The organism is Arthrobacter sp. 8AJ (assembly GCF_902506025.1).
Taxonomy (GTDB): domain Bacteria; phylum Actinomycetota; class Actinomycetes; order Actinomycetales; family Micrococcaceae; genus Arthrobacter.
Map to the genome: position 1 here is coordinate 2,783,408 of NZ_LR733289.1, position 21,499 is coordinate 2,804,906.

The 21,499-nt window shown below is 67.1% G+C and carries 11 protein-coding genes; 2 read left to right on the forward strand and 9 right to left on the reverse strand.

Annotated elements, in window-relative coordinates; genetic code table 11:
• From BACI349Y_RS12980 to BACI349Y_RS13000, 5 genes are all read right to left on the reverse strand, one after another.
• On the reverse strand, positions 1 to 1,102 hold a 1,102-nt coding region (locus tag BACI349Y_RS12980), incomplete at its 3' end, for an RDD family protein (protein WP_159632445.1).
• Positions 1,102 to 3,714 carry a transglutaminase-like domain-containing protein gene (locus BACI349Y_RS12985; RefSeq protein ID WP_159632446.1) on the reverse strand — a complete coding sequence of 871 codons (2,613 nt, stop codon included), beginning with the start codon at positions 3,712 to 3,714 and terminating at the stop codon, positions 1,102 to 1,104. The genes BACI349Y_RS12985 and BACI349Y_RS12980, both read right to left, overlap by 1 nt.
• The gene (locus BACI349Y_RS12990; RefSeq protein WP_159632447.1) at positions 3,711 to 5,054 is read right to left on the reverse strand and encodes a DUF58 domain-containing protein; all 1,344 of its coding nucleotides are present in this window, start codon (positions 5,052 to 5,054) and stop codon (positions 3,711 to 3,713) included. The genes BACI349Y_RS12985 and BACI349Y_RS12990 overlap by 4 nt, the downstream gene beginning before the upstream one ends.
• A 71-nt stretch (positions 5,055 to 5,125) precedes the next feature.
• A complete protein-coding gene (locus BACI349Y_RS12995; protein WP_159632448.1) occupies positions 5,126 to 6,097 on the reverse strand; it encodes an AAA family ATPase in 972 nt (323 codons plus the stop codon).
• A gap of 79 nt (positions 6,098 to 6,176) precedes the next feature.
• Positions 6,177 to 11,858 carry an Ig-like domain-containing protein gene (locus tag BACI349Y_RS13000; protein ID WP_236560827.1) on the reverse strand — a complete coding sequence of 1,894 codons (5,682 nt, stop codon included), beginning with the start codon at positions 11,856 to 11,858 and terminating at the stop codon, positions 6,177 to 6,179.
• Between BACI349Y_RS13000 and BACI349Y_RS20310 the strand changes: the two genes are divergently transcribed.
• The gene (locus BACI349Y_RS20310; RefSeq protein WP_236560829.1) at positions 11,845 to 12,090 is read left to right on the forward strand and encodes a hypothetical protein; all 246 of its coding nucleotides are present in this window, start codon (positions 11,845 to 11,847) and stop codon (positions 12,088 to 12,090) included. The genes BACI349Y_RS13000 and BACI349Y_RS20310 overlap by 14 nt on opposite strands.
• A 342-nt stretch (positions 12,091 to 12,432) precedes the next feature.
• Here the strand turns inward: BACI349Y_RS20310 and BACI349Y_RS13005 are convergent, their stop codons facing one another.
• Positions 12,433 to 18,096: an Ig-like domain-containing protein gene (locus tag BACI349Y_RS13005; RefSeq protein ID WP_236561041.1), complete on the reverse strand. Its 5,664-nt coding sequence runs from the start codon at positions 18,094 to 18,096 to the stop codon at positions 12,433 to 12,435.
• A 37-nt stretch (positions 18,097 to 18,133) separates the two neighbouring features.
• On the opposite strand from BACI349Y_RS13005, the gene BACI349Y_RS20315 reads away from it, so the two are divergent.
• Positions 18,134 to 18,379: a hypothetical protein gene (locus tag BACI349Y_RS20315; protein ID WP_236560829.1), complete on the forward strand. Its 246-nt coding sequence runs from the start codon at positions 18,134 to 18,136 to the stop codon at positions 18,377 to 18,379.
• A 365-nt stretch (positions 18,380 to 18,744) separates the two neighbouring features.
• Here the strand turns inward: BACI349Y_RS20315 and BACI349Y_RS13010 are convergent, their stop codons facing one another.
• From BACI349Y_RS13010 to BACI349Y_RS13020, 3 genes are all read right to left on the reverse strand, one after another.
• On the reverse strand, positions 18,745 to 19,824 hold the full coding sequence (locus tag BACI349Y_RS13010; protein ID WP_236561043.1) for an adenylate/guanylate cyclase domain-containing protein: 1,080 nt from the start codon (positions 19,822 to 19,824) through the stop codon (positions 18,745 to 18,747).
• A gap of 112 nt (positions 19,825 to 19,936) precedes the next feature.
• The gene (locus tag BACI349Y_RS13015; protein ID WP_159632452.1) at positions 19,937 to 20,536 is read right to left on the reverse strand and encodes a PH domain-containing protein; all 600 of its coding nucleotides are present in this window, start codon (positions 20,534 to 20,536) and stop codon (positions 19,937 to 19,939) included.
• On the reverse strand, positions 20,529 to 21,437 hold the full coding sequence (locus BACI349Y_RS13020; protein WP_159632453.1) for a biotin--[acetyl-CoA-carboxylase] ligase: 909 nt from the start codon (positions 21,435 to 21,437) through the stop codon (positions 20,529 to 20,531). The genes BACI349Y_RS13015 and BACI349Y_RS13020 overlap by 8 nt, the downstream gene beginning before the upstream one ends.
• Positions 21,438 to 21,499 lie beyond the last annotated feature (62 nt).

The following is a 21,499-nucleotide window of genomic DNA, read 5'->3' on the forward strand; positions in this document are numbered from 1 at the left end:
GGGCCGGGACAGCAGGTGCAGGAGTTTGCAGTACCGGAGCAGGTGGCTGGGAGCCAGGGGTTTGGGGTGCGGCGGCTTGGGGTGCGGCGGTTTGCGGCGATTTGGCGCCGGCCACCGGGGAGAGCACCTGCTGCACGGGCGGGAGGTCCAGGGGCGCGAAGCTGTAGGGACCCTGGATGCCGCCGGTGGTGATGGGGTCCCTGCCTGCCTTGACGTCGAACACCAGGGTCTTGGCAGCGGTGTCATTCCAGCCCCGGAGGCCGCCGTTCTTGTCCCAACGGTTGGAAACCACCACCAGCACAGCCCAGGCAGCACCCACCAGGAGCAGCGGGCCGAGGATGAACAGGGCGGCGTCGAACCATTTGAAGACCACTACCAGCACTGCCGCCAGCAGGGCCAGGAGGATGCCCGCCCCGGTGATGAGGCCGCGCAGGAACACAGCGCCCGCGCCGGGTGCGTAGCCGTCCTGGTCCGCGCTGCGGATGCCCATGGCCAGGTTGCCGGGCGTTTTGCCGCTGCGGGCTTCCAGACCGAGCACGACGAACAGGTAGGCCAGGGTGAGGCCCAGGCCGAGTCCGCCGAACAGCACCAGGGAAGAGGTGTCGTACACGATGAACCCTCCGCTCCTGGTGCGGGTGATCCCGGCAAATCCGATGGCGAACGTCACCACCAGCACTGCCACCCCGGGCAGCCAGTCGATGACGGCAGCGCCAAGCCGCTTGCCCGCCGCAGCCGGAACAAGCTGAAGGTTCACTGCCATTCCCGTTCCTCCCCCTGGAGCGGCTTCCACCCTTGTGGAACCGCCGGTTGTGCCCGGCCCGGTGCCCGTATGCAGGGTGCCCCTGCGCGCGTTGCCCGTATGTGCTGTGCCCGCCGGCTGACCTGCCGGGGGCCTTTCTACTACCGGGATAGTACCGGGAATCCCGGGCGCGTGCGTGGGGCGCGCTTCCCTGGCGTCACTCCTGTCCTGGTGCTCCAGCGGGTCCGGGGTGCGGGTGCGGCGCGCCGCCCGGTTGGGCAGCGGCGCGCCGCAGGCGGTGCAGAAGGTGGCTCCCGCGCGGATCTGCTGTTGGCAGCGCGGGCAGCGTTCGGCGTCGGGCATCACTGCTGGTGGGGTCCTTGCTGGTCTGGCTCGTTCGTGTCCCGGGCCGGCGCATCCGGCCGGGGCGATGAAGGTGCGTTGGGCGATTCCGCCCGGCCCGTGGCAGGGTTCCCGCCGGCATTCCGGCGGCGGCGCGCAGCCAGGATTCCGCCCACCGCCGGCAGCGCCACGCGTCCGCCGCGCAGCTTGAGGCCCTGGCCGGAGTTCATCGCGGTCCTGGCGTCGGCAAGGAGCGACCGCGGCGAGAACCGTGCCTGCTGGCGCCGCCAGAATCCGATGGAGGAGGTCATCTCCTTGAGGGACCCGTCAACGATGGTCCAGTACTCTCGGACTTCCTCCTCGGTGGGCTCCCCCGCTCCGAAGATCGAGGCGTCCGCCCGGCGCGCCAGCATGGTGGTGGTTCCCTGGGTGGCTGGGAACGCTTCGGCCAGGACGGCAGCACTCTCCCGCCGCGTCGCGCGGGTGTCGACGGCGGCGCCCAGGTCTGTCGCAAGGCTCACCACCTCGTTCCATCCTCCGCCCACGCGCTGGGCGGGGTGCCCATCGCGGAAACGCGACTTCCGCCGTCGTGTCTTCAAGAGGGCGATCAGCAGCAGCGGCAGGGCCAGGATCACCAGCGGGATCGCGACGACGCCCAGTGCACCCAGGAGGGCACCCCAGAACAGCCACGGGTTGTTCTTCTTCTGGTCGGCATCCAGCGCGTCCGGTGAGGAGTCCGGCGGCAGGTCTGCCGGCTCCTGCGGCGGGGGCGGCGGCTGCAGCACCTGTGGCTTGGGCTTGGACTTGTTCTCGGGGTCAGGCGGGATGGGGATGTTGTCCTTGGGCGGGGTGGGATCGAAGCTGACCCAGCCAACCCGTTCAAAGGCGACCTCAACCCAGGCGTGGACATCCTTGCCGGTGATCTTCACCTCGCCTGCACCGTTCTCCGGGCTGGTCGGCTCAGGGTAGAAACCCATCACCACGCGGGACGGGATGGCCAGGTGGCGGAGCATCAGGGATATGGCCACCGCGTACTGCTCATCGTCACCCAGCATCTGCTTGGCCGTCAGCAGGCTGCGGATGCGGGCCGAGCCGTGACCGGAGACGCTGGGCAGCTGGCCTTCACTGACCAAACCGTTGCTGAACGCCCCGGTTTTTTGGAAGTGGGCTTCGATCTGGCGCACCCGGTCGATGGCGGTTGGCGCATCGGCGGACAGGTCGTTGGCCTGGGAGCCCACCACCGGCGGCACCTCCAGTGCATCCGGGAGGGAAATCTTTGCGAAGTCGTACTGCGTCAACTGCCCGTGCTCGAGCTTGACGGGATCGGAAACCTGGACGCTGTAGGAGTCGCCGCGGGACAGCCCGCTGGTGGTCACCGCGGTGTCGGAGCCGGGGTTGAAGTAGAGGCCCGCAGCGGCGGCGGAGCCGGACTGGTCAAAGCTGATGCCGGTGGTCTTTCGTCCGCCGGGGACAAAGTAGCCCTGGTAGTCCTCGATGTTGATGCTGATCGAGTAGTCGTTGGTGGGCACCACACCGGATGAGTCGGCGAGGGTGTTGATGGATTTCGCATCGCCCACCTTGCTGAAGTTTCCGGAGCCATTGGGGTCCATGTTGTAGTTAGTCCCGTTGAAGGCATCCAGGGCGCCGAGCCGGACCCGGCCGTCCCTCGGGAGGCCCTTGACCACGAACAGGGTGTCGTCCTTCTTGTCCTTCACGTATGTCCGGAAGCTTGCCAGGGGCGTGATGTAGTCCTTGGGGTCGAACGGGGGCACCACCACGTTGCGGAGGACTTTCCGGTCCTCTCCTGCGCTGACCAGCGGTACGGCCACTGCGGTGACTCCCACGCTGGCGGCAATGACTCCCGCAGCCATGCCCAGCCGGCGGATCCGGGCACGCCGTGCGGCGGCGGTATCCGTCTGCGGGTTGTTCACGGACACCCGCCGGGTGTTGTTCCGCCGGAGCGCGTCCCGGCGGAACGTGGCCCACGCGATGCCCAGCACGGTCAGGCCGATGCCGCGTTCCAGGGTCAGGAACGCCGCGTTGGTGCTGAAGGCGATGCCCGTGACGAACAGGACCAGCACGGGCAGGAGGGGCAGGTAGGGGCTTTTGGTGCGCCATGTCAGCAGCGCCGCGACGAGCGCCGTGATCAGGGAGCTCAGGAAGGGGACAATGAGCACGCCGCCGGCAGTTCCCACGGGCACGCCCACCGTGAGCATGTCCTTCCAGGCGAAGACGACGCCGAGGAGCAGGGTCCGCAGCGAATCCAGGGTGGGGACGAAGCCGGCGATGGCAGCATCAGGGACCGCCAGCCAGGTGCCAAAGAGCAGGTACGCGGCAAGGGCCAGTGCGGTGGTGATGAGCAGGCCCAGGCGCAGGTGGGCGTTGACCGCACCGATGGCCAGGCCCAGGATGATGCCGCCGAAACCCGACAGCAGGTAGTACGGGTCCCCGCCGAAGCTCAGGCCGAAGCCGAGCAGTCCCAGGCCCAGCAGGACCACCAGGGCTCCGGCGTCGAGCAGGAAGTGCCATAGCGGCTGGCCGTCCGCGAACGCCGACTCCTGGTTGGCCACCTTGCGGCGGCTGCGGGTCTGCGGGGCAGGGGTTTGTCGGGATCGGCCCGGTGCGGTGCTCATGGTGCCGCCTTTCTCAGCACGATGGCAAGGTCGGCCAGGTCGCCGAGGGTCAGGACAGTAAGGTCTGCGATGTTGGCCCGGGTGGGGGCGGCGCCGGCTTCCACCCTGACGGCCAGGCTGCGCACACCGGGCGGCACGGAGGCGGCGGCGGAGCGAAGCTGGGTTGCCGTGACGTTGCTGCCCACCACGAAGAAGACGACGGAGGCGTTGGGCACGGTGTCAGCCAGGGTCCGGGCGAGGTCGACGGCGGTGCGGCGCATGGGGGCGCCGACGATCCGGGTCATGTCGTCCAGCATGTTGCGGCCGGTTTCGCAGCGCAGGGGGCCCTTCTGGGTCAGGACATCCAGTTCACGCTGTTCGCGGATGGCCTGCCGGCCGATGGAGGCAGCCACGGAGATGGCCATCTCGAATTCGGTCTCGGAAGCGTATTCCTCGGTGTTGATGGACAGCGAAATGGCCAGGTGGGCGCGGCGCGTTTCCTCGAACTGGCGCACCATCAGCTTGTTGGTGCGGGCGGTGGTCTTCCAGTGGATGTGCCTGCGGTCATCGCCCGGCACGTAGTCGCGCAGGGCGTGGAAGGAGACGTCGGCGCTGGAGAGGTCCGTGGTGGGCATGCCCTCGAGGTCGCGGATGAAGCCTGCGGCGGAGCCGGCCAGGGCCACGGTCCGCGGGTGGACGAAGAGGTCCTCCGGCTCAGTCCAGAGGACCTGGCGGCGCAGCAGGTGCAGCGGGTCCGCCCGCACGGAGCGGACCGGTCCCACCACGATGACGGCGCGGCGCGCGGTGGGGATGGTGAACAGGTCTTCGTGCACCTGGCCGGGCTTCATCCGGGGCAGGTGGAACACGGCGGTGGTGCTGCCCACCGGGAGTTCCAGCGCGGCCGGCAGGAGGGGACGCGCCGAGGTGTTGGAGACCGCGATGCTGCCGACGGCGCTGTCCCCCACCGCCACCCGGGTGCGGGCCAGGTCCAGGACCACCCCGTACGAGGACCGGCCCAGGATGAAGGCCACTGCGATGACGAACATGGCGAAGGCGGCTATGGCCGCCGCCGTGGCTTCCTGCCAGCCGAATGCCTGTCCTGTGGTCCAGAGCAGGATCGCGGCGGCGAGGACGGACCAGCCCAGGATGCTGACCACGGAAAGCACCGGCCACGCGTACTTCAGCCAGGTGTCCCGGACGGACCGCCATGCGGGCGTCAGGGCCTGGAGTGCGGTACTGCTGGCCTCGGACCACACCGCGGCAGGGTGCAGCCGGGTGGGGCGGCCGTTCCGGTGGAAGAGGTGCTGGAAACGCTCCGCGAGCCGGGTCAACGGGGTACCGCTGGACGTGCCGTCGGACATAGGGGTGTGCCTTCGTTGTTGCGCTGGAATGGGATGACGGTGGCTGCGGCGGTCGGCCGCAGCCGGGCGGATCAGGCGTTGGTGCGCTGCTGCGGGGCGGCGACGTCGGCCAGGATCCGGGTCAGCACGGCCTCAGCGGTGGCGCCGGAGAACTCTGCTTCGGGGTCCATCACGAACCGGTGGGTCCACACCACGGAGGCCAGTTCCTTGATGTCGTCCGGCAGAACGAAATTCCGGCCCTGCGCGGCGGCCCAGACCTTGGCGGCCCGCACCATGGCCAGGGCACCACGCACTGACACCCCAAGGCGCGTTTCCGGGGCGTTGCGGGTTTCCTCGCACAGCCTGGAGATGTATTCCAGCACGGCAGTGTCCACGTGGGCTGTTGCGGCGAGATCTGCCATGTCCGCCACTGCCTGGGTGGTGATGACGGCGGAGAGTTCCTTGGAGCGGTCCTTCAGGTTGCTGCCGCCCAGGAGCCGGACCGTGGACGCGTGGTCCGGGTAGCCGATGGAGGTCTTGATCAGGAAGCGGTCAAGCTGCGCCTCGGGAAGGCGGTAGGTACCTGCCTGCTCGATCGGGTTCTGGGTGGCCATCACCATGAAGGGCCGCCCTGCCGAGTACGTGACGCCGTCCACGGTCACGCGGGATTCCTCCATGACCTCCAGCAGCGCCGACTGGGTCTTGGGCGAGGCACGGTTGATTTCGTCGGCCAGGACGATGTTGTTGAAGATCGGGCCCTTGTGGAACTCGAACTTCTGCGTCTTCTGGTCGTAGATGGTCACACCGGTGACGTCGGAGGGTAGCAGGTCCGGGGTGAACTGGATGCGGTTGTTGGAGCCCTGCACGGTGGCAGCCAGCGCGCGGGCAAGGGAGGTTTTGCCCGTACCCGGGGCGTCCTCGAACAGGACGTGGCCCTCGGCCAGCATGGCGGTGAAGGTCAGCCGGATGACGTGTTCCTTGCCCAGCACCGCCTGGCCCACGTTGGCAACCAGCTTTTCGAACGTGCCAGCAAACCACTCGGCCTGCTCAATGGTCATGGTCATGAGATGTGCTTCCTTCTGATGGATCGAATCTTCTGTGAGCCCCGGGTAGCCGGGCCCACAGTTGTGCTTCCGGAGATTGCTAGCGGTTTGGCATGCCGTTCGGCGGGTTGCAGCCCACATTGGAGGTGTCGCAGCGGAGCCAGTTGCCCGACGCCATCCCCGAATTCAGGTGGTACCAGATGCCGCTGGGGTTGTTGGAGGTCTTGTACCAGACCTGGTAGCGGTCCGCCGTGGATGGGGCACCGGCATCGAGCCACTTGCCGGCACCGGTGCACTGGGACGGATTGCCGGCAATGTAGCTGTCCGTCCCCTGGCGGGGCTCCGTGCAGCTGCGCACCGGGCTTGCCGTGACGTACCAGTCCGTGGGCGGGGGTGGGGTGTTATCCGGACCGGAGGTAGAGGTCACCGGTCCGCCGATTGCCCCGTTGGTGACGGTGTAGGCGCGGACCCGCAGTTTGTGGCTCGTGCTCCACCCGCCGGCTCCGGTATCGAACTTGTTCGCCTTGCCGACGTTCTGCCAGCCGCCACCATCCATGCTCACCTCGTAGTAGCTAAGGGGCCTGCCGTTCGTCGCCGGGTCATTCCAGGTCCAGTGCACCTGGCCATCGCCCTTCGCCGAGGTGCCGCCGTTGATGCTGGGGGCATTGGCAGGACCGTAGGGGTTCCCGGTGCCGATGGCCTTGGCGTCACCGGACATATTGTTCTTGGTGGACGTGGCAATGATGGTCACGGTGATGTCCCGACCATTGGTCATGCCACCGATGGTTCCTCCCCCGGCCTTGATGGCACCTGTCTTTCCGTCTGCGTTGTATGAGTAGGCAATCTCGGACGCCGTGGAGCCGTTGCGCTGCGCATCCGTCAGGGGCGTGAACGTAACGTCGAGCTGACCGCTGGTCCCGTTCTCTTTGACGGTTCCAGCGTTGACAGTGCCAGGTTTGCCTGCTGCCCGGATTGCGGCGGACTGCGCGCTCGTGCCGCCCGTTCCGGCCTTGTTGGTTGCCGAGACCGTAAACGTGTAGTTCGTTTCCGAGTTATCCACGGTGACGTTCTGCGACGTGCCGGACACCTGCTGGCTGGAGACCGCGGCACCGCCCCGGAGCGTGGTCAGGGTGTAGGCCGAGACCGCGTCACCGTTGTTGTTGGGCGCGGCCCAAACCACCCTCAGCTGGCTCTGCGAACCCACCGGCGTCGCCTGTGCCACGCTCGGCGCCGCCGGAGTGGCGGGGACGCCGGCCGGCACCTCGGCCGCCGAATACGGGCTCCACTCGGAGGGGTCCTTGGCATCGTTGCGGGCCAGGACCCGGACCTTGTAGGAGACGCCGTTCTGGAGGCCCTTCCAGACGTAGCTGACTGACGTCAGTCCCTGGATCTGGGCGTTCTGCCCGGCCGGAGCCGGCGAGATTTCCAGGTCGTAGGACTTCACCGGCGAGCCCTTGCTCGCCGGGGCAGTCCAGTTCACCGTCAGCTGCTTGTCGCCGAACTTCAGCGACGGCGCCAGCGGCGTATCCGGTTTGACGTCCGGGCGGACATCGGCGGACGCCGGCGAGCGGTCGGAATCGCCGAACTCGTTGGTGGCCGTCACCTGGAAGTGGTAGGTGGTGTTGTTGGTCAGGCCGTTCAGGGTGCAGGTGTTGGCCGGGCACTCCTGCCGGAACCCGCCCTCACCGTAGACGGTGTACTTGGTGATGGCGGAGCCCCGGTCGGCCGGCGCGGACCAGGTGAGCAGTGCGGTCTGGTCGCCCACGCTTTGCGCCTGCGGCGTGGTGGGCGCTGCAGGCTTGTCCTTGACGGTCAGCCGGACACGCGCGGTGGCATGCCTGGAGCTGTCCTGTGTCTTGTCTTCCACCGTGTACGCCACCACCATGGTTCCGGTGAAACCGGGCGCCGGCGTGACGGTCACAGAGTCACCGTTGACGCCCACATTGCCGCTGCCCGTTTCGGTGTTCGCGGCAATGATCTTCAGCGGTGTTTCCGGGAACGGGTTGGCGTCGTTGGCCAGCACATTGATGGTCACCGGCTTGCCGGCGGCGGCGTTGTCCTGCACGTCGTCGTTCGCCACCGGCTTGGGCCGGTTGGAGGCGGTCACGGCAAGCTGGTACGTGGCCGTGGCCTGGAGCCCGCGGGGGTCGGTTGCCTTGACCTGCACGGCGGCGCGGGTTCCGGTTGCCGTGGAATCGGCCGCCGACACCTTCAGCGTCTTGCCGTCGATGCGTGCGTTGAACCCGCCCGGGGAATCGCCCACCACTTCGTACTTCATCTTCTCGACGTCGTCCTGGTCCGGATCGGAGGTGAGCTTGCCGAGGTCCGTGGTGGCCGAGTCGCCCTTGGGAACATCCACGTTGGCGCCCAGCAGTTCCGGCGGGTTGTTCTTGTTCGGGTCCGGGAGGACCTTGGTGCGGATGCTGAGGGTGGACTTGAGTCCGGCAGGATCGTCCGGTCCGGTTCCGTCGGTCACCTCGAAGGTCAGTGAACCGGGGCCCACATAATCCGCACCTGCCGTGTATTTCAGGCCGGTGCCGTCGCGCGTCACCGGATCGCCGCCGTCGGCACCGATGAGCTTGATCCGGTCCGCCTGGGTCAGCCGGGGTGAGCGTCCCTCCCGGACCTTGACCCATTCCTTCAGGTCGACGTCGACGGACTGGCCGGCAACCACATCGATGACTTCGTCCTTGGCCAGGGTGGGAACCTGCTGGCCCAGGCCCGGCACCCAGATGATGGCTGTGGACTGCTGGCCGTCCACGTCTTCCACGGTGTACGGGATGAGCTGTGGCTGCTCGGTGAGGTCCACCAGGACGTTGCCGTTGCCGCCGGGCCGGGCCGTGGTGGCGTCCGTGCTGATCTTCAGGTTCTCGCCGACGCCGTCGGGATCCTCGTCGTTCTTGAGGACCGGAACGTCTACGGCGGTCTTCCCCATGGCCTGGGCGGACGTCACCCTGTCGTCACGGGCGATCGGCGCCTTCAGCGGCACGTCGTTGTCGACCACCAGGCGGATGGTGGCCTGGGCGGTGGCGTCCCGGTCGTCCGCGATGGTGTAGCGCACGTTGACGGTTCCGGCCTCGTTGGGGGCCAGGAGGATGATGCGGCCGCTGTTCTTGCTGACGGTGGCCTGCAGGGCCGGGTCGGCCTCGATGCCGTCGGTCAGGATGCGGATGCGGTCGCCGTCGGGATCGGTGTCGTTGGCGAGGGCATCGACGGCGATCTGGCGGCCCGGGCGCACCCTGACCTCATCGTCCACGGGGGTGGGCTTTTGGTTCATGTCACCGCGGGGTGCGATACCCACCGTGACGGTTCCCGTGTTCACGGCGCCCTGGCGGTCCACCACCTTGTAGCGGAACGTGTCGGTGCCGGCGCCGTCCCCGGCAGCAGTGAAGTCGATGAAGTTGCTGCCGACGGTGGCGGTTCCCATGGCGGGGGTGCTGTCGATGCCGGTCAGCTGCACGGAGTCGCCGTCCGGATCGATGCCGTCCAGGGGAACCGGAATGCGGACGGTACCGGCAGCCACCACCCGGGCGGTGAGGTTCCGCGGCTGCGGCCGGGAGTTCTCCGCGCCTTCGAGCGGAAGGATGTGGATGGTCACGGCGGCGGCGCTCTTCTGGCCTTGCGGATCCACCGCGTTGTAGATGGCGCGCACGGTCTTGGGCTGGCTGCCCGCAATGAACCGGAGCGTGTTCTCGGAGACGAAGCTCTTGCCGTCGGCAGGATCAACCGCCTGCGGCAGGACCGGGTCCACGGTCAGTTCCTGCCCCTGCGGGTGGGTGTCGTTGTCCAGGACGGGGATGGTGACCACGTCATTGACGCGGACATTCACCTCGTCCGGCTTGGGCTGGGGTGCTTCCACCACGGCCGGTGCCGGGACCGGCACCACGGAGACTGAGCCGGTGGCCGACTTCTTTCCGTTGGACATGGTGTATTCGAACAGGATGGGGTCCTTGGTCCCCAGGATGTCCGTGATGCGCAGGACGCTGTGGTTGATCACGCTGACGGACACCGTCGCATTGTCCGGGAGCTTCACGGACTGCAGCACCAGGACACCGCCGGATGGGTCGGAGTCATTGGCCAAGGGGTCCAGCAGCACGCTGCCGCCGGTGGGCATCAGGGCAACGTCATGGACTGCCACGGGGTCGCCGCCGTCGTTGCCGGATTCCACATCCACCCGGATGAGGCCCTGGCTGCTTTGGGGGCCGTTGCTGGCGATATAGGTCAGGTAGACGGGGCCGGGGGTGCTGCTGCGGAACGTGAAGGTGCCGCCGTCGGTGACGGGGCCAAGTTCGGCCGGGCCGTTGGCTTCCACCTGGGCCAGGCGGAGGGCACCTCCGTTGGGGTCGACGTCGTTCTTCAACGGGGAAATGACCAGGTCCTGGCCCACCACGGCGGTGACGTGGTCAGCGTTGACCACGGGTGCCAGGGCTCCGGGCGGCTGGACATTAACCACCACCTTCCCCGTGACGGTGGCGCGGCCGTCCCAGATGGTGACCTGGACGTTCTTCTTGCCGGCGGTGGCGCCGGAATCCTGGAAGGTAAGCAGCCCGTCGCGCCGGACCTTCACCTGGTCCTGGTCGTTGTCGGCCTTGGCGTCCAGCAGGACCAGGTCGTCGCCGTCGGGATCGATCCAGTCGGTGAGGATGTTCTGGCTGACGGTCTTGCCCTGTTCCACCAGCATGGTGGTGTCTTCGCCGCGCTTGAACTTGGGCGGCTTGTTTTCGTCGGGTCCCACCACGCTGAGCGTGACCTGGCCCGTGGCGGACAGGCCGCGGCCGTCCGAGGCACTGTAGTTGAAGGTCTCGGTGCCCGGCTTGGCGTCTGCGGGGACGGTGATCTGGAAGGCGGTGCCGCCGTAGATGCTTTCCAGCGTTCCCGATTTGGGTCCGGCGTCCCCCACCGCTGCGGTGAGGACGTCGCCGTCGGGGTCGGAGTCGTTGTCCAGGACGGGCAGGATGGTGGTGCGGCCCGGGCGGACTCCGACGGCGTCGGGCTTGGTTTCGGGCGGACGGTTGGGTTTGGTGCGGTCCGGCAGGATGTTGATGGTGTTGTTGTCCGCCGACTCCTGGTCCTGGTCGTCGGACTGGTTCTTGGGTGGGATGACGTCGTCCCAGTTGTTCACCAGCTGCATGTTCTGGTTGACCAACCACACATTCCCCGAGTTCACATCATTCAGGACCACCAGGTCCCGGTTCACCCGGAAAACATACGACGGCGACGCACTCGCCTTCGGCACCGCAACATTCTTATCATCAGCATCATTGACGCAATCCCGGACATACTTGTTCGCACCCGACCACGCCGCATGCACACACCCGCCCAACTGCACCGGAGCAGCCGGAACCCCCTCGCCGTCGAACCCCACCGTCTTCGCCGTCCCACCATCCAACGGCTGCTTCAACAACGCCTTCCGCGTCGCCACCGCCACAACATCACTGCCCGGCCCAGGCTGCTGCAACTTCGCATCCCGGGCATCCTCCAACGCCAACCGCTTACCACCAGGCAGGAACAGGTTCCCCGCAGCAGCATCCAACACCACCGGCTGGTCCCCCACCACGGTCATCTGCAGATCCCCGGCACCCTTAAGACCATCCCAGGTACTGGACTCCGACGACGTCACACCACCATCAGCGTCAACACCCGTCACCGTCACAGCCCCGGTCTTCGGATCCGCCGAATAAATCCGGTCATCAGAACCCACCACAGACACAAGACCCGCCGAACCAACCATCACCGGCTCGGACGCTTCCTTATCAAAACCATTCACCGTGGACGGAGACACCGCCCACACCTTCCCCGACACAGCATCCGTCACCGAAATCGTCCGCGCCCCAAAACTCACATCAGCCGCCCCCGGCAACTGCTTATCCCCACCCAACCGCATATTCGCCGGCGACACCTGGTTCAACGTCGAACCGGTCTCATCATCAACAAACACCTCACCGGCATGCTGCAACACATCAAACGTCGTCGACGCCGGCGTCACCGCACCATCCAACACCCGCGACGGATAATTCAACCGCCCCACAGCATTCCGGGACTTCGAAACAACCCACACACCACCGTCATTCAACTCCACCTCAGTGGTCTTGAACCCCGGATACAACACAGCACCCGTCACCACCACAGCAACCACAGCACCAAACGCAGTACCAGTGACGAGCTTCCTATGTCGCTTTTTCAGCCCAAGCTTCCCCAGCAGAGTTGTCACAGCGTTACTTTTCCCTCAGATTGTGTAGCCAGATGGCGGCCCGGTCGCAGGACAGGCAGCAGGCTTTCTTTCCCCGCGGCAAGCCTACCGAACCGCCGCAACCCCCGCGATGGGGACAACTGCCCGCCCACCCGGGCCCTGCCTGTCAGCAATGTGGGGCCCCCAGGCCGGCGGGATCCGCAAGCGTGGTGTGGCCGGCGATGACGTACCGGCCAACGTTGCGCGCGGAACCGGATTCAACCCGCCACCAGCGGACGATTCCGTTGCCGGACCAGTTGTCGCTCTGGTCGATGTAGCACGCCACCATGATGCGGTCCTGGTCCGCCTTGTAGAACCAGGGCGGGCTGTCCGCGTTGACGCCGTCACAGTCGAAGTAGGGACTGGGCCGGTAGTTCGAGCCGCCCAGGGTGAAGGTGCAACTCCTGACGAAGTTGGGGTCGGAGGTCTTGATCCGGGTTTCCCACAGTCCCTGCTTGCCGGCAGTGGCGCTGGCCGTGACCACCGCGCTGCCGGTGCCGACGGAGTTAAAGGTCTGGACCGCAATGGTGACGGTGTCACCGAAGTTTGCCGTGTTGACCGTCCTGCTGCCGGAGGGGGCAACGTTTTCCCAGCCGCCGTTGTTGATGCTGATCCTGGTTTGCGCCACGTCATTGGTGCTGGTGGACGGGGATGACCAGTTCAGGGTGGCGGACTTTTGGTTCACGCCGCCGTTTTGGCCGGACGCGGAGGGGGTGCCCGGGGATCCGTACGGTGTGGTGGTGGCAGGGGTGCTGGCGTCCGAACTGGGCGCCACCGTGGAGTTGGCGACGACGGTGATGCTGACCGCGCTGCCGTTGGTAAAGCCGCCGATGGTCTGGCCGGGCGTGATGGGGCCGCGGGCGCCGTTGCTGGCGTTGTAGCTGTAGCTGACCTCGTTTTCGGCAGAACCGTTGCGTTCCGCCGCGGTCAGTTTGCGGAAGTCCACGGTCACGGCGCGTCCTGCTCCGCCGGTGTTCGCCGGCGTGGCCGTGACGCCGGAGACCGTTGCGAGCTTGCCGGTGGCGCGGCGGGGCGCGGAGGGCGGGCTGACCGCGCCTTTGCCGGCCTTGTTCTCAGCCTGCACCGTGAACGTGTAGGCGGCCTCGGAGTTGTTGGCAGTGAAGTTCGCCGTGCGGACGTTGCCGGGGACGGTCTGCGTCTGGGCGGGGGCGTTGCCACCGCTCATGGTGACGTAATAGGTGCTGATCGGATCGCCGTTGGTGTTGGGTTCGGCCCACGTGACCCGAAGCTGGTTCTGGGTCCCCACGGATGATGCGACGGCGGACGAAGGTGCTGCAGGTGCCGCCGGGACACCGGCGGGATTGTCCTCCGCAGAATACGTCCCCCAGTCGGAGGCGCCAAGCTCGTTGACGGCCTGCGCACGCACCTTGTACTTCACGCCGTTGGTGAGGCCGGTCCAGGTGTAGTTCAGCCCGGCGACCTCGTTCTTCACGGCCACCCCGCTGGCCGGCGGCGGCGAAATTTCCAGGTTGTAGTGCTTCACCGGTGAGCCCTCGGTCTTCGCCGCGGGCCAGGTGACCGCCATCGTCTTGTCCCCGGCCTTCACCGTGGGGGCTTCAGGCGGTGACGGCTTTTCGTCAGGGCGGATTTCGTTGGACTGCGGCGAAGCCTGCGAGTCCCCCACCTCGTTGGTGGCGAGCACCGTGAAAACGTACTTTACGTTGTTGGTGAGCCCGCTCAATGTGCAGGTGGTGGTGGGGCACTTCTGTTCGAAGCCGTTGTTTGAGCGGACGGTGTACCCGGTGATGGGCGCTCCATTGTCCGACGGCGGGGCCCACTTGAGCACGGCGGTGCGGCTGCGGACGTCGGTAGCGCTGGGGGCGGACGGTGCGTCGGGTTTGCCCCGGACGGTGAGCCGCAGGCGGCCGTCCACCTGGCGGGACAGGTCGCCTGTCTTGTCGGCCACGGTGTAGCGGACCACCATGACTCCCTTGTACCCGTCAGCCGGGGTAACGGTGATGCTGTCTCCCGACACGGACGGCTGACCGGCTGCGGAGCCCGTCTCCACCGTGGCGCCAACGATCCGCAGGGGCGTGTCCGGGAAGGGGTTGAAGTCGTTGGCCAGGACGTTGACCTGTTCGGTCTTCCCGGCGTTGGCCTTGTCCACCGCATCATCGTTAGCCACCGGCAGGGGCCGGTTGGAGGCAACGTGGCGTGCGGTGATGGTGGCACTCACGGCGGGAGACCTGCCGTCGGTGACCTTCACCTGGATGTTTCCGGTGACGCCGATGCCCAGGGAACCGTCAGCGGTGATGGCGAGGGTGGCGCCGTCGACCTTTGCGTTGAATCCGGCGGGAAGGGTCCCATCCAGTTCGAAGCGGAGGTTGTCCTTGTCCCGTTCGTCCACGTCCTTGGCCAGCCCGGCGAGGTCCACCGTTGCCTGTTCGGCCTTGGGAACATCCACGGAGGTACCGCTGAAGGTGGGCGGATGGTTGGCGTTGGGGTCCGGGATCACCTTGGTCATGATCACCAGCGTGGATTTCAGGCCGTCGCCGTCGTCGGGTCCGGAGCCGTCCGTCACTTCGAAGGTGATGGAGCCGGGGCCCACGTAGTCCGGTTTCGCGGTGTAGCGCAGGGCCTTGCCGTCGGACTGGATGACGCCCTCCGGTGATCCGCCCTGGACGCGCACGGAGTCGGCCACGGTGATCCTCGCGGTGCGGCCGTTGCGGACGCGGACGTATTCGGACAGGTCCAGGGTGACGTCCTTGCCGGACATGACTTCAACCGGGTCGGTCTTGGCGAGGGTGGGATACTGCGCGCCTTGGCCGGGAATCCACATCAGGGCGGTGGAGGTGAGGCCGTCGACGTCCGTGACCGTGTAGGGAATCAGCTGGTCTTCAGGGGTGAGGGTCACCACCACGTTGCCCGAGTCGCCGGTCCGGGCGTTCGGGTTGCCGTCGGGGAGGCTGATCTTCAGCTCGGAGGCCACGCCGTCGGCATCGGAGTCGTTTTTCAGGACGGGGACGTCAACAGCGGTCTTGCCGAGGGTTTCGGCCACCGTCACCCGGTCGTCCTTGGCCACGGGGCGCTTGAGTTCGGCGTCCGGGCTGATCCGCACCCGGATCACGGCGCTGGCGGAAGCCTTCTTGTCGTCCTGGATGCGGTAGCTGATGCTTTCGTTGCCGGCGGTGCCGGGCGCAGTGAACAGTATCTTGGCGCCGTCCGTAGCCTCGACCTGCAGGTCCGGCTTGGCCTCGAACCCGTCGGAAACCAGGCTGAGCGGATCGCCGTCGGGGTCCGAATCGTTGGCCAGCGCCTCCACGGCCACCTTGCGGCCGGGCCGGACATCCACGGCGTCGTCCACCGCGATGGGCTTCTGGTTGTTGGCCTCCGGCGGGGCAATGCCCACAATGACGGTTCCGGTGTTCTCGGCACCGATCCTGTCCCGGACCCGGTAGGTGAAGCTGTCAGTGCCGGCGGCGTCGCCGGCGGCCGTGAACTCGAGGTAGCCGTCGCGTACCACGGCGGTTCCCATGGCCGGTGCCTTGTCGATGCCGATGAGCTGGACGGAGTCGCCGTCGGCGTCGATGCCGTCCAGGGGCACGGGCACCTTGACGGTCATCCCGGCCACCACGCGGGCGGTCAGGTTGCGGGGCTCGGGCCGCGTGTTGCGGTCATCGTCCCGGGCCCGGATGCGGATGGTGACCTGTTGCGAGTCCACCTGCCCGGATTCGTTTTGGACCTTGTAAATGGCGTACACGGTCTTCGCTTCGGGGCCGGCCACGAACCGCAGCTGGTCGCCCGCCACGAACATGCGGCCGTCGGCGGCGTCAGGCTGCTGGGCGAGTTCCGGCAGCAGGGTGAGCTTGGAGCCGTTGGGGTCGGCGTCGTTGGCCAGGACGGGGATGGTGACGACGTCGTTCGCCCTGACCGTGGCCTCGTCCGGCTTGGCCTGCGGCGCCTGGAGCTTGGCCGGAGCGGGAACCATCAGCACGGCGATCTCGCCGGTGGCGGACGAGCGTCCGTTGGAGACGGTATACCGGACCGTCAGCTGGCCTTCGGCGCGGATGTCGGTGATCCTCACCACCGAGTGGTCCAGCACTGCCACGCTGACCGGCAGGCCGGCGTCGGCGGTTACGGACTGCACCACCAGCACTCCACCGGAGGGATCCGAGTCGTTGCCAAGGACGTCCACCAGGACATCCCCGCCGGTGGGAAGCAGCGCCGTGTCGCGGACGGCGACCGGCGCACCCTGGTCGGTGCCCGGCACCACATCGACGCGCACCAGCTGTTGGGCGCTGGCCGGGCCGTTGGTCACCAGGTAGCTGACGTAGTGGGCGCCAAGGGTCCGGGAATTGAACGTGAACGTCTGCTGGTCCGGGTTCAGGGTAGCTGTGGACTCGGCATCCGGCGTGGCCTGCGCCAGCCGCAGCGCCCCGCCCTGCGGGTCCGAATCGTTCTTGAGCGGGGTGATGACGGTATCGGTGCCGGCCACGGCCACCACATGGTCGGCGTTGGCGATGGGCGGCAGGGCCCCGGGGCTCCTGACGTCCACGGTGACCTTGCCTTCGGCGGTGGACTGTCCGTCCGAGACTGTGACGGTGAGGACTTTCCGGCCCGGGGCGGTGCCGGAGTCCTGGAAGGTCAGCTGACCGTCGGGGCGGATCCGGGCCTGGTCCAGCGGGTCGGTGCTGGACACGGAGACGGCGAACAGGTCATCGCCGTCGGGATCAATCCAGTCCGGAAGGATGTTCTGGGTGACAGCTTTGCCTGACTGGACCACCAGCGTGGTGTTCCGGTTGGGCTTTTGCCGCGGCGGGGTGTTGGTGCCGGGCGGAATGATGTTGAGGGTGATGTCCGCCGACGCTGACAGCCCGCGGCCGTCGTCCACGGTGTACTTGAAGGTTTCGCTGCCGGTCTTGTCGGCGGGCACGGCCACCTGGAGGCCCGTGGATCCGTAGATGGGCGAGACGGCGCCGGTTTTCACGCCTTCGGGGGTACGGACGGTGAGGACGTCGCCGTCGGGGTCGGAGTCGTTGTCCAGGACGGGCAGGATAGTTGTCTTCCCGGCGCGGATGCCGAACTGGTCAGGTTTGGCCACGGGGGCGCTGTTGGGCTTGGTGCGGTCCGGCAGCACGGTCTGCTGGACTTCGTCGGCGGAGTCCTTGTCGGCGTCGTCCGAGGTCTGCTGCGGTGGGATGACGTCGTCCCAGTTGTTCACCAGCTGCATGTTCTGGTTGACCAACCACACATTCCCCGAGTTCACATCATTCAGGACCACCAGATCCCGGTTCACCCGGAAAACATACGACGGCGACGCACTCGCCTTGGGCACCGCAACATTCTTATCATCAGCATCATTGACGCAATCCCGGACATACTTGTTCGCACCCGACCACGCCGCATGCACACACCCGCCCAACTGCACCGGCGCAGCAGGAACCCCCTCGCCGTCGAACCCCACCGTCTTCGCCGTCCCACCATCCAACGGCTGCTTCAACAACGCCTTCCGCGTCGCCACCGCCACAACATCACTGCCCGGCCCAGGCTGCTGCAACTTCGCATCCCGGGCATCCTCCAACGCCAACCGCTTACCACCAGGCAGGAACAGGTTCCCCGCAGCAGCATCCAACACCACCGGCTGGTCCCCCACCACGGTCATCTGCAGATCCCCGGCACCCTTAAGACCATCCCAGGTACTGGACTCCGACGACGTCACACCACCATCAGCGTCAACACCCGTCACCGTCACAGCCCCGGTCTTCGGATCCGCCGAATAAATCCGGTCATCAGAACCCACCACAGACACAAGACCCGCCGAACCAACCATCACCGGCTCGGACGCTTCCTTATCAAAACCATTCACCGTGGACGGAGACACCGCCCACACCTTCCCCGACACAGCATCCGTCACCGAAATCGTCCGCGCCCCAAAACTCACATCAGCCGCCCCCGGCAACTGCTTATCCCCACCCAACCGCATATTCGCCGGCGACACCTGGTTCAACGTCGAACCGGTCTCATCATCAACAAACACCTCACCGGCATGCTGCAACACATCAAACGTCGTCGACGCCGGCGTCACCGCACCATCCAACACCCGCGACGGATAATTCAACCGCCCCACAGCATTCCGGGACTTCGAAACAACCCACACACCACCGTCATTCAACTCCACCTCAGTGGTCTTAAACCCCGGATACAACACAGCACCCGTCACCACCACAGCAACCACAGCACCAAACGCAGTACCGGAGAACCACCGGGAGCGCGCCAGGCGGCTCCACCGGGGCGTGCCGGAGACAGGGCTTTGGGCGCGCGTTTGTCCGCGACGTTTCATGAGTGAAAATCCCCCGGTAGATCTAGGCCCTTTGCCTGCAGCCGGCGTCACGGGACCCCGGGACCACAACGATACCGCTATACGCCAACAAATGGACAAATTCTTTCAGCAGGCCTGGCGGCGGCCAAAACCTGGTTCCTAGTCGAGGACCAGGCCCTTGCCCCGGCCCCGCGTGAGGCGGACGGGATTGATCTCGCCGAAGCCGCGCACGTTTTCCGGCTCCTGGGGAATCAGGACGAACCGCTCGTCGTGCTCCAGGGCGGAGGCGGTCATGGAGTCCACCAGCACCGTTCCCGGATCCGCAAGGGTGGTCAGGCGCGCTGCGAGATTGACAGTGGGACCGTAGATGTCGCCCAGGCGGGACAGGATCCTGCCCCACACCATGGCCACCCGGGCTTCGGGGAGGATCTCGTCCTCGGTGAAGGCCTCGGCGAGCGCCAGGGAGATCTCGGCACCGGCTGCCGGGGTTTCGGCGATGTACAGGACTTCATCGCCGACCGTCTTGACCAGCCGGCCGCCGCCGACGGAGATGATCTCGGCGCACTTGTTCTCGAAGCGCTGGACCAGGCGGGCGAGCGTCTTTTCGTTCATCCGGCGGGACAGGCTGGTGTAGGAGACCAGGTCAGCGAACCCCACGGCGCGGGCCAGGGGCAGCGGAGCGTCATCCTCGTCGCCTTCGCGGCCTTCTTCGCTGGCCTGCAGGCCGGCTTCGGCCCGGACCGCGAGCCGCTGGACCCCGGCGTTGAGCTGGCGGCGCCAGGAGTAGACCAGCACTTCCTCCAGCGCGTCCACCAGCGCGGGCAGTTCGTTGACCAGGCGCTTGCGGGCCACGGCATCCGTGACGCCCTGCTCGTGGACCATGTCCTCCACCAGCGCTTCGATCTGCCAGACCACCATGCGGTCGGTCATTTGGCCGATGGAGCGGGTCACCGAAATGGCGGCTTCCTCCGTGAGCTTGCCGGCGCGGACCAGGTCCACCACCGTGGACAGGGCCGCCTGGTCACGTTCGGTGAAGGCCACGTCCTCATCGCCGAAGTTCGGGAACCCCAGGGCGCGCCACAGTTTGCGGGCAGAGAGCAGTGAGAGTCCCGCGCCGGCAGCAACTTCACGGCGGCGGAGCTTGCGTTCACCACCCAGCAGCCGGGCTTCGAGCGCCTTCATGGCCAGGCGTTCGGCGGACATGGCACCTGTGGGCGGGTGCCGGTCGACGGCGGGCATCTCCGCGGGGGAATCCGGACCGGCCAACGACGCGCCGGCGTGGTAGTCGCCGGAAGCAGGCTCGACGGCGGCGGTTCCGGTCGGGATGCGCTCGACGCGTTCCTGCTGGGCCTCATCGGTCATCCCGTCCACCTTCTCTCATGTCCTCCGGAAAAGCACCGGCGGGGTAATACGTCGCGCCACCCGGCTGGGTCCCGCTGTCCTCCGGCAGTTCCCCGATGGCGTCGAGGATAAAGTCGCGGAACCGGGCAACCTCGGGCACGTCGCGAAAGGTCACCATGCCCTGGTGCCCGGTTTCCAAGGATATATTCCCTGAGCGCACCAGTCGCTGCAGCAGCGATTCATGGACCGTCAGGTTGCGCACCGACGCCAGGTTCACCTGCTGGTCCCGCCGGTTCAGCAGGCCATACCGGGCCACCATCCGCTGGCTGGTCAGGGTGTAGCGGGTGCCTTGCCAGCGCAGCAGACGGGGCAGGCAGTAGCCCAGCCATACGGCTGCAGCGGCGAGGACGCAGGCGGTCACGAGCCAGGGCGTCCACTGCCGGCCCAGGGCAGGCGCCAGGCGGGCGGCCCCGCCGCGGATGACCCAGGCGCTGGCGAAGGCGGCAAGTGCCGGCGCCAGGACAAAGGCCACGGCGGCTCCGGCAAGCTTCCTCGGCTGCGGACGGGTAGTGACGATGACCTGCTCCCCTGGCACGAGGGTTTTACGCATACCCACCCTGGTTTGGCGCGTCCGGGGATGTCCAGGGCCGCAGGTGCACCACGTCCCCGGCGGTGACCACGTGCTCGTGCGAGTCCCGGTCCATCACCAACAGGGAGCCATAGTCATCCAGCCGGGAGGCATGCCCAATGATTTCGTGGTCGCCGGGCAGCTGCGCGCGTACCTGCTTTCCCAGGGTGACCATGACGGCCTCCACTCTTTTGTGGAGCGAAGGGCCCCCCGCCATGCCGGCCGTCGGGTCGCCGTCGGCGTTGCAGAAACTGCGGTACAGGACCGCGAAGTGGGACAGGTAGCTTTTCAGCAGCGCGGTGCGGTCGGTGGTGCGGGCACCTTCGATGGCCACGGACGTGGCAGTGGGAACCGGAAGTTCGCTTTCGCGCAGGGTGACGTTCAGCCCGGTCCCCAGGATCACGGGGGGCACGCTGCCGTCCACCATGGGGCCCAGCTGGGCCAGGATGCCGGCGATCTTCCTGCCGCGCACCAGGACGTCGTTGGGCCATTTGAGCTCGGCCGGGAGGCCCGCCGTTTCCAGCAGTGTTTCACGCAGCGCCAGGGCTGCGATGAGGGACAGCCAGGAGTAGCTCTGGGTGGGGAGGGGCCTGCCCTCCGCGTTGACCGGACGCAGCACCACGGAGACCGACACCGAGCTCAGCGGGGGCGCCTCCCACCGCCTGTCCAGGCGTCCCCGTGCGGCTGTCTGGTACTCCGCCGTCAGGACGGAGAGGTCCGGCCAGGCCCCGGGGTCCACCGTGACACCGCGCAGGAGGTCGGCGTTGGTGGAGCCGGTGGAGTCCACGACGTCGATCCGGGGGATCCCCGTGGCGGCGAGGAAACGCTGGTCGGCCAGGTCCCCTCGGTTCAGGGGGGAACCCGGTGCATGTGCGTCATCCATAGCTAGATCCTACCGAGCCGCGCCGGGTCCCTCCCAGCCACCTGCCGTCCCGGAACAGACCG

Excerpts from the sequence above, each read along its gene's own strand:
- BACI349Y_RS12985 (WP_159632446.1), bottom strand. The coding sequence starts at position 3,714 with ATGAGCACCGCACCGGGCCGATCCCGACAAACCCCTGCCCCGCAGACC.
- BACI349Y_RS12990 (WP_159632447.1), bottom strand. The coding sequence starts at position 5,054 with ATGTCCGACGGCACGTCCAGCGGTACCCCGTTGACCCGGCTCGCGGAG.
- BACI349Y_RS12995 (WP_159632448.1), bottom strand. The coding sequence starts at position 6,097 with ATGACCATGACCATTGAGCAGGCCGAGTGGTTTGCTGGCACGTTCGAA.
- BACI349Y_RS13005 (WP_236561041.1), bottom strand. The coding sequence starts at position 18,096 with ATGGTTGGTTCGGCGGGTCTTGTGTCTGTGGTGGGTTCTGATGACCGG.
- BACI349Y_RS13010 (WP_236561043.1), bottom strand. The coding sequence starts at position 19,824 with ATGCCCGCCGTCGACCGGCACCCGCCCACAGGTGCCATGTCCGCCGAA.
- BACI349Y_RS13015 (WP_159632452.1), bottom strand. The coding sequence starts at position 20,536 with ATGCGTAAAACCCTCGTGCCAGGGGAGCAGGTCATCGTCACTACCCGT.
- BACI349Y_RS13020 (WP_159632453.1), bottom strand. The coding sequence starts at position 21,437 with ATGGATGACGCACATGCACCGGGTTCCCCCCTGAACCGAGGGGACCTG.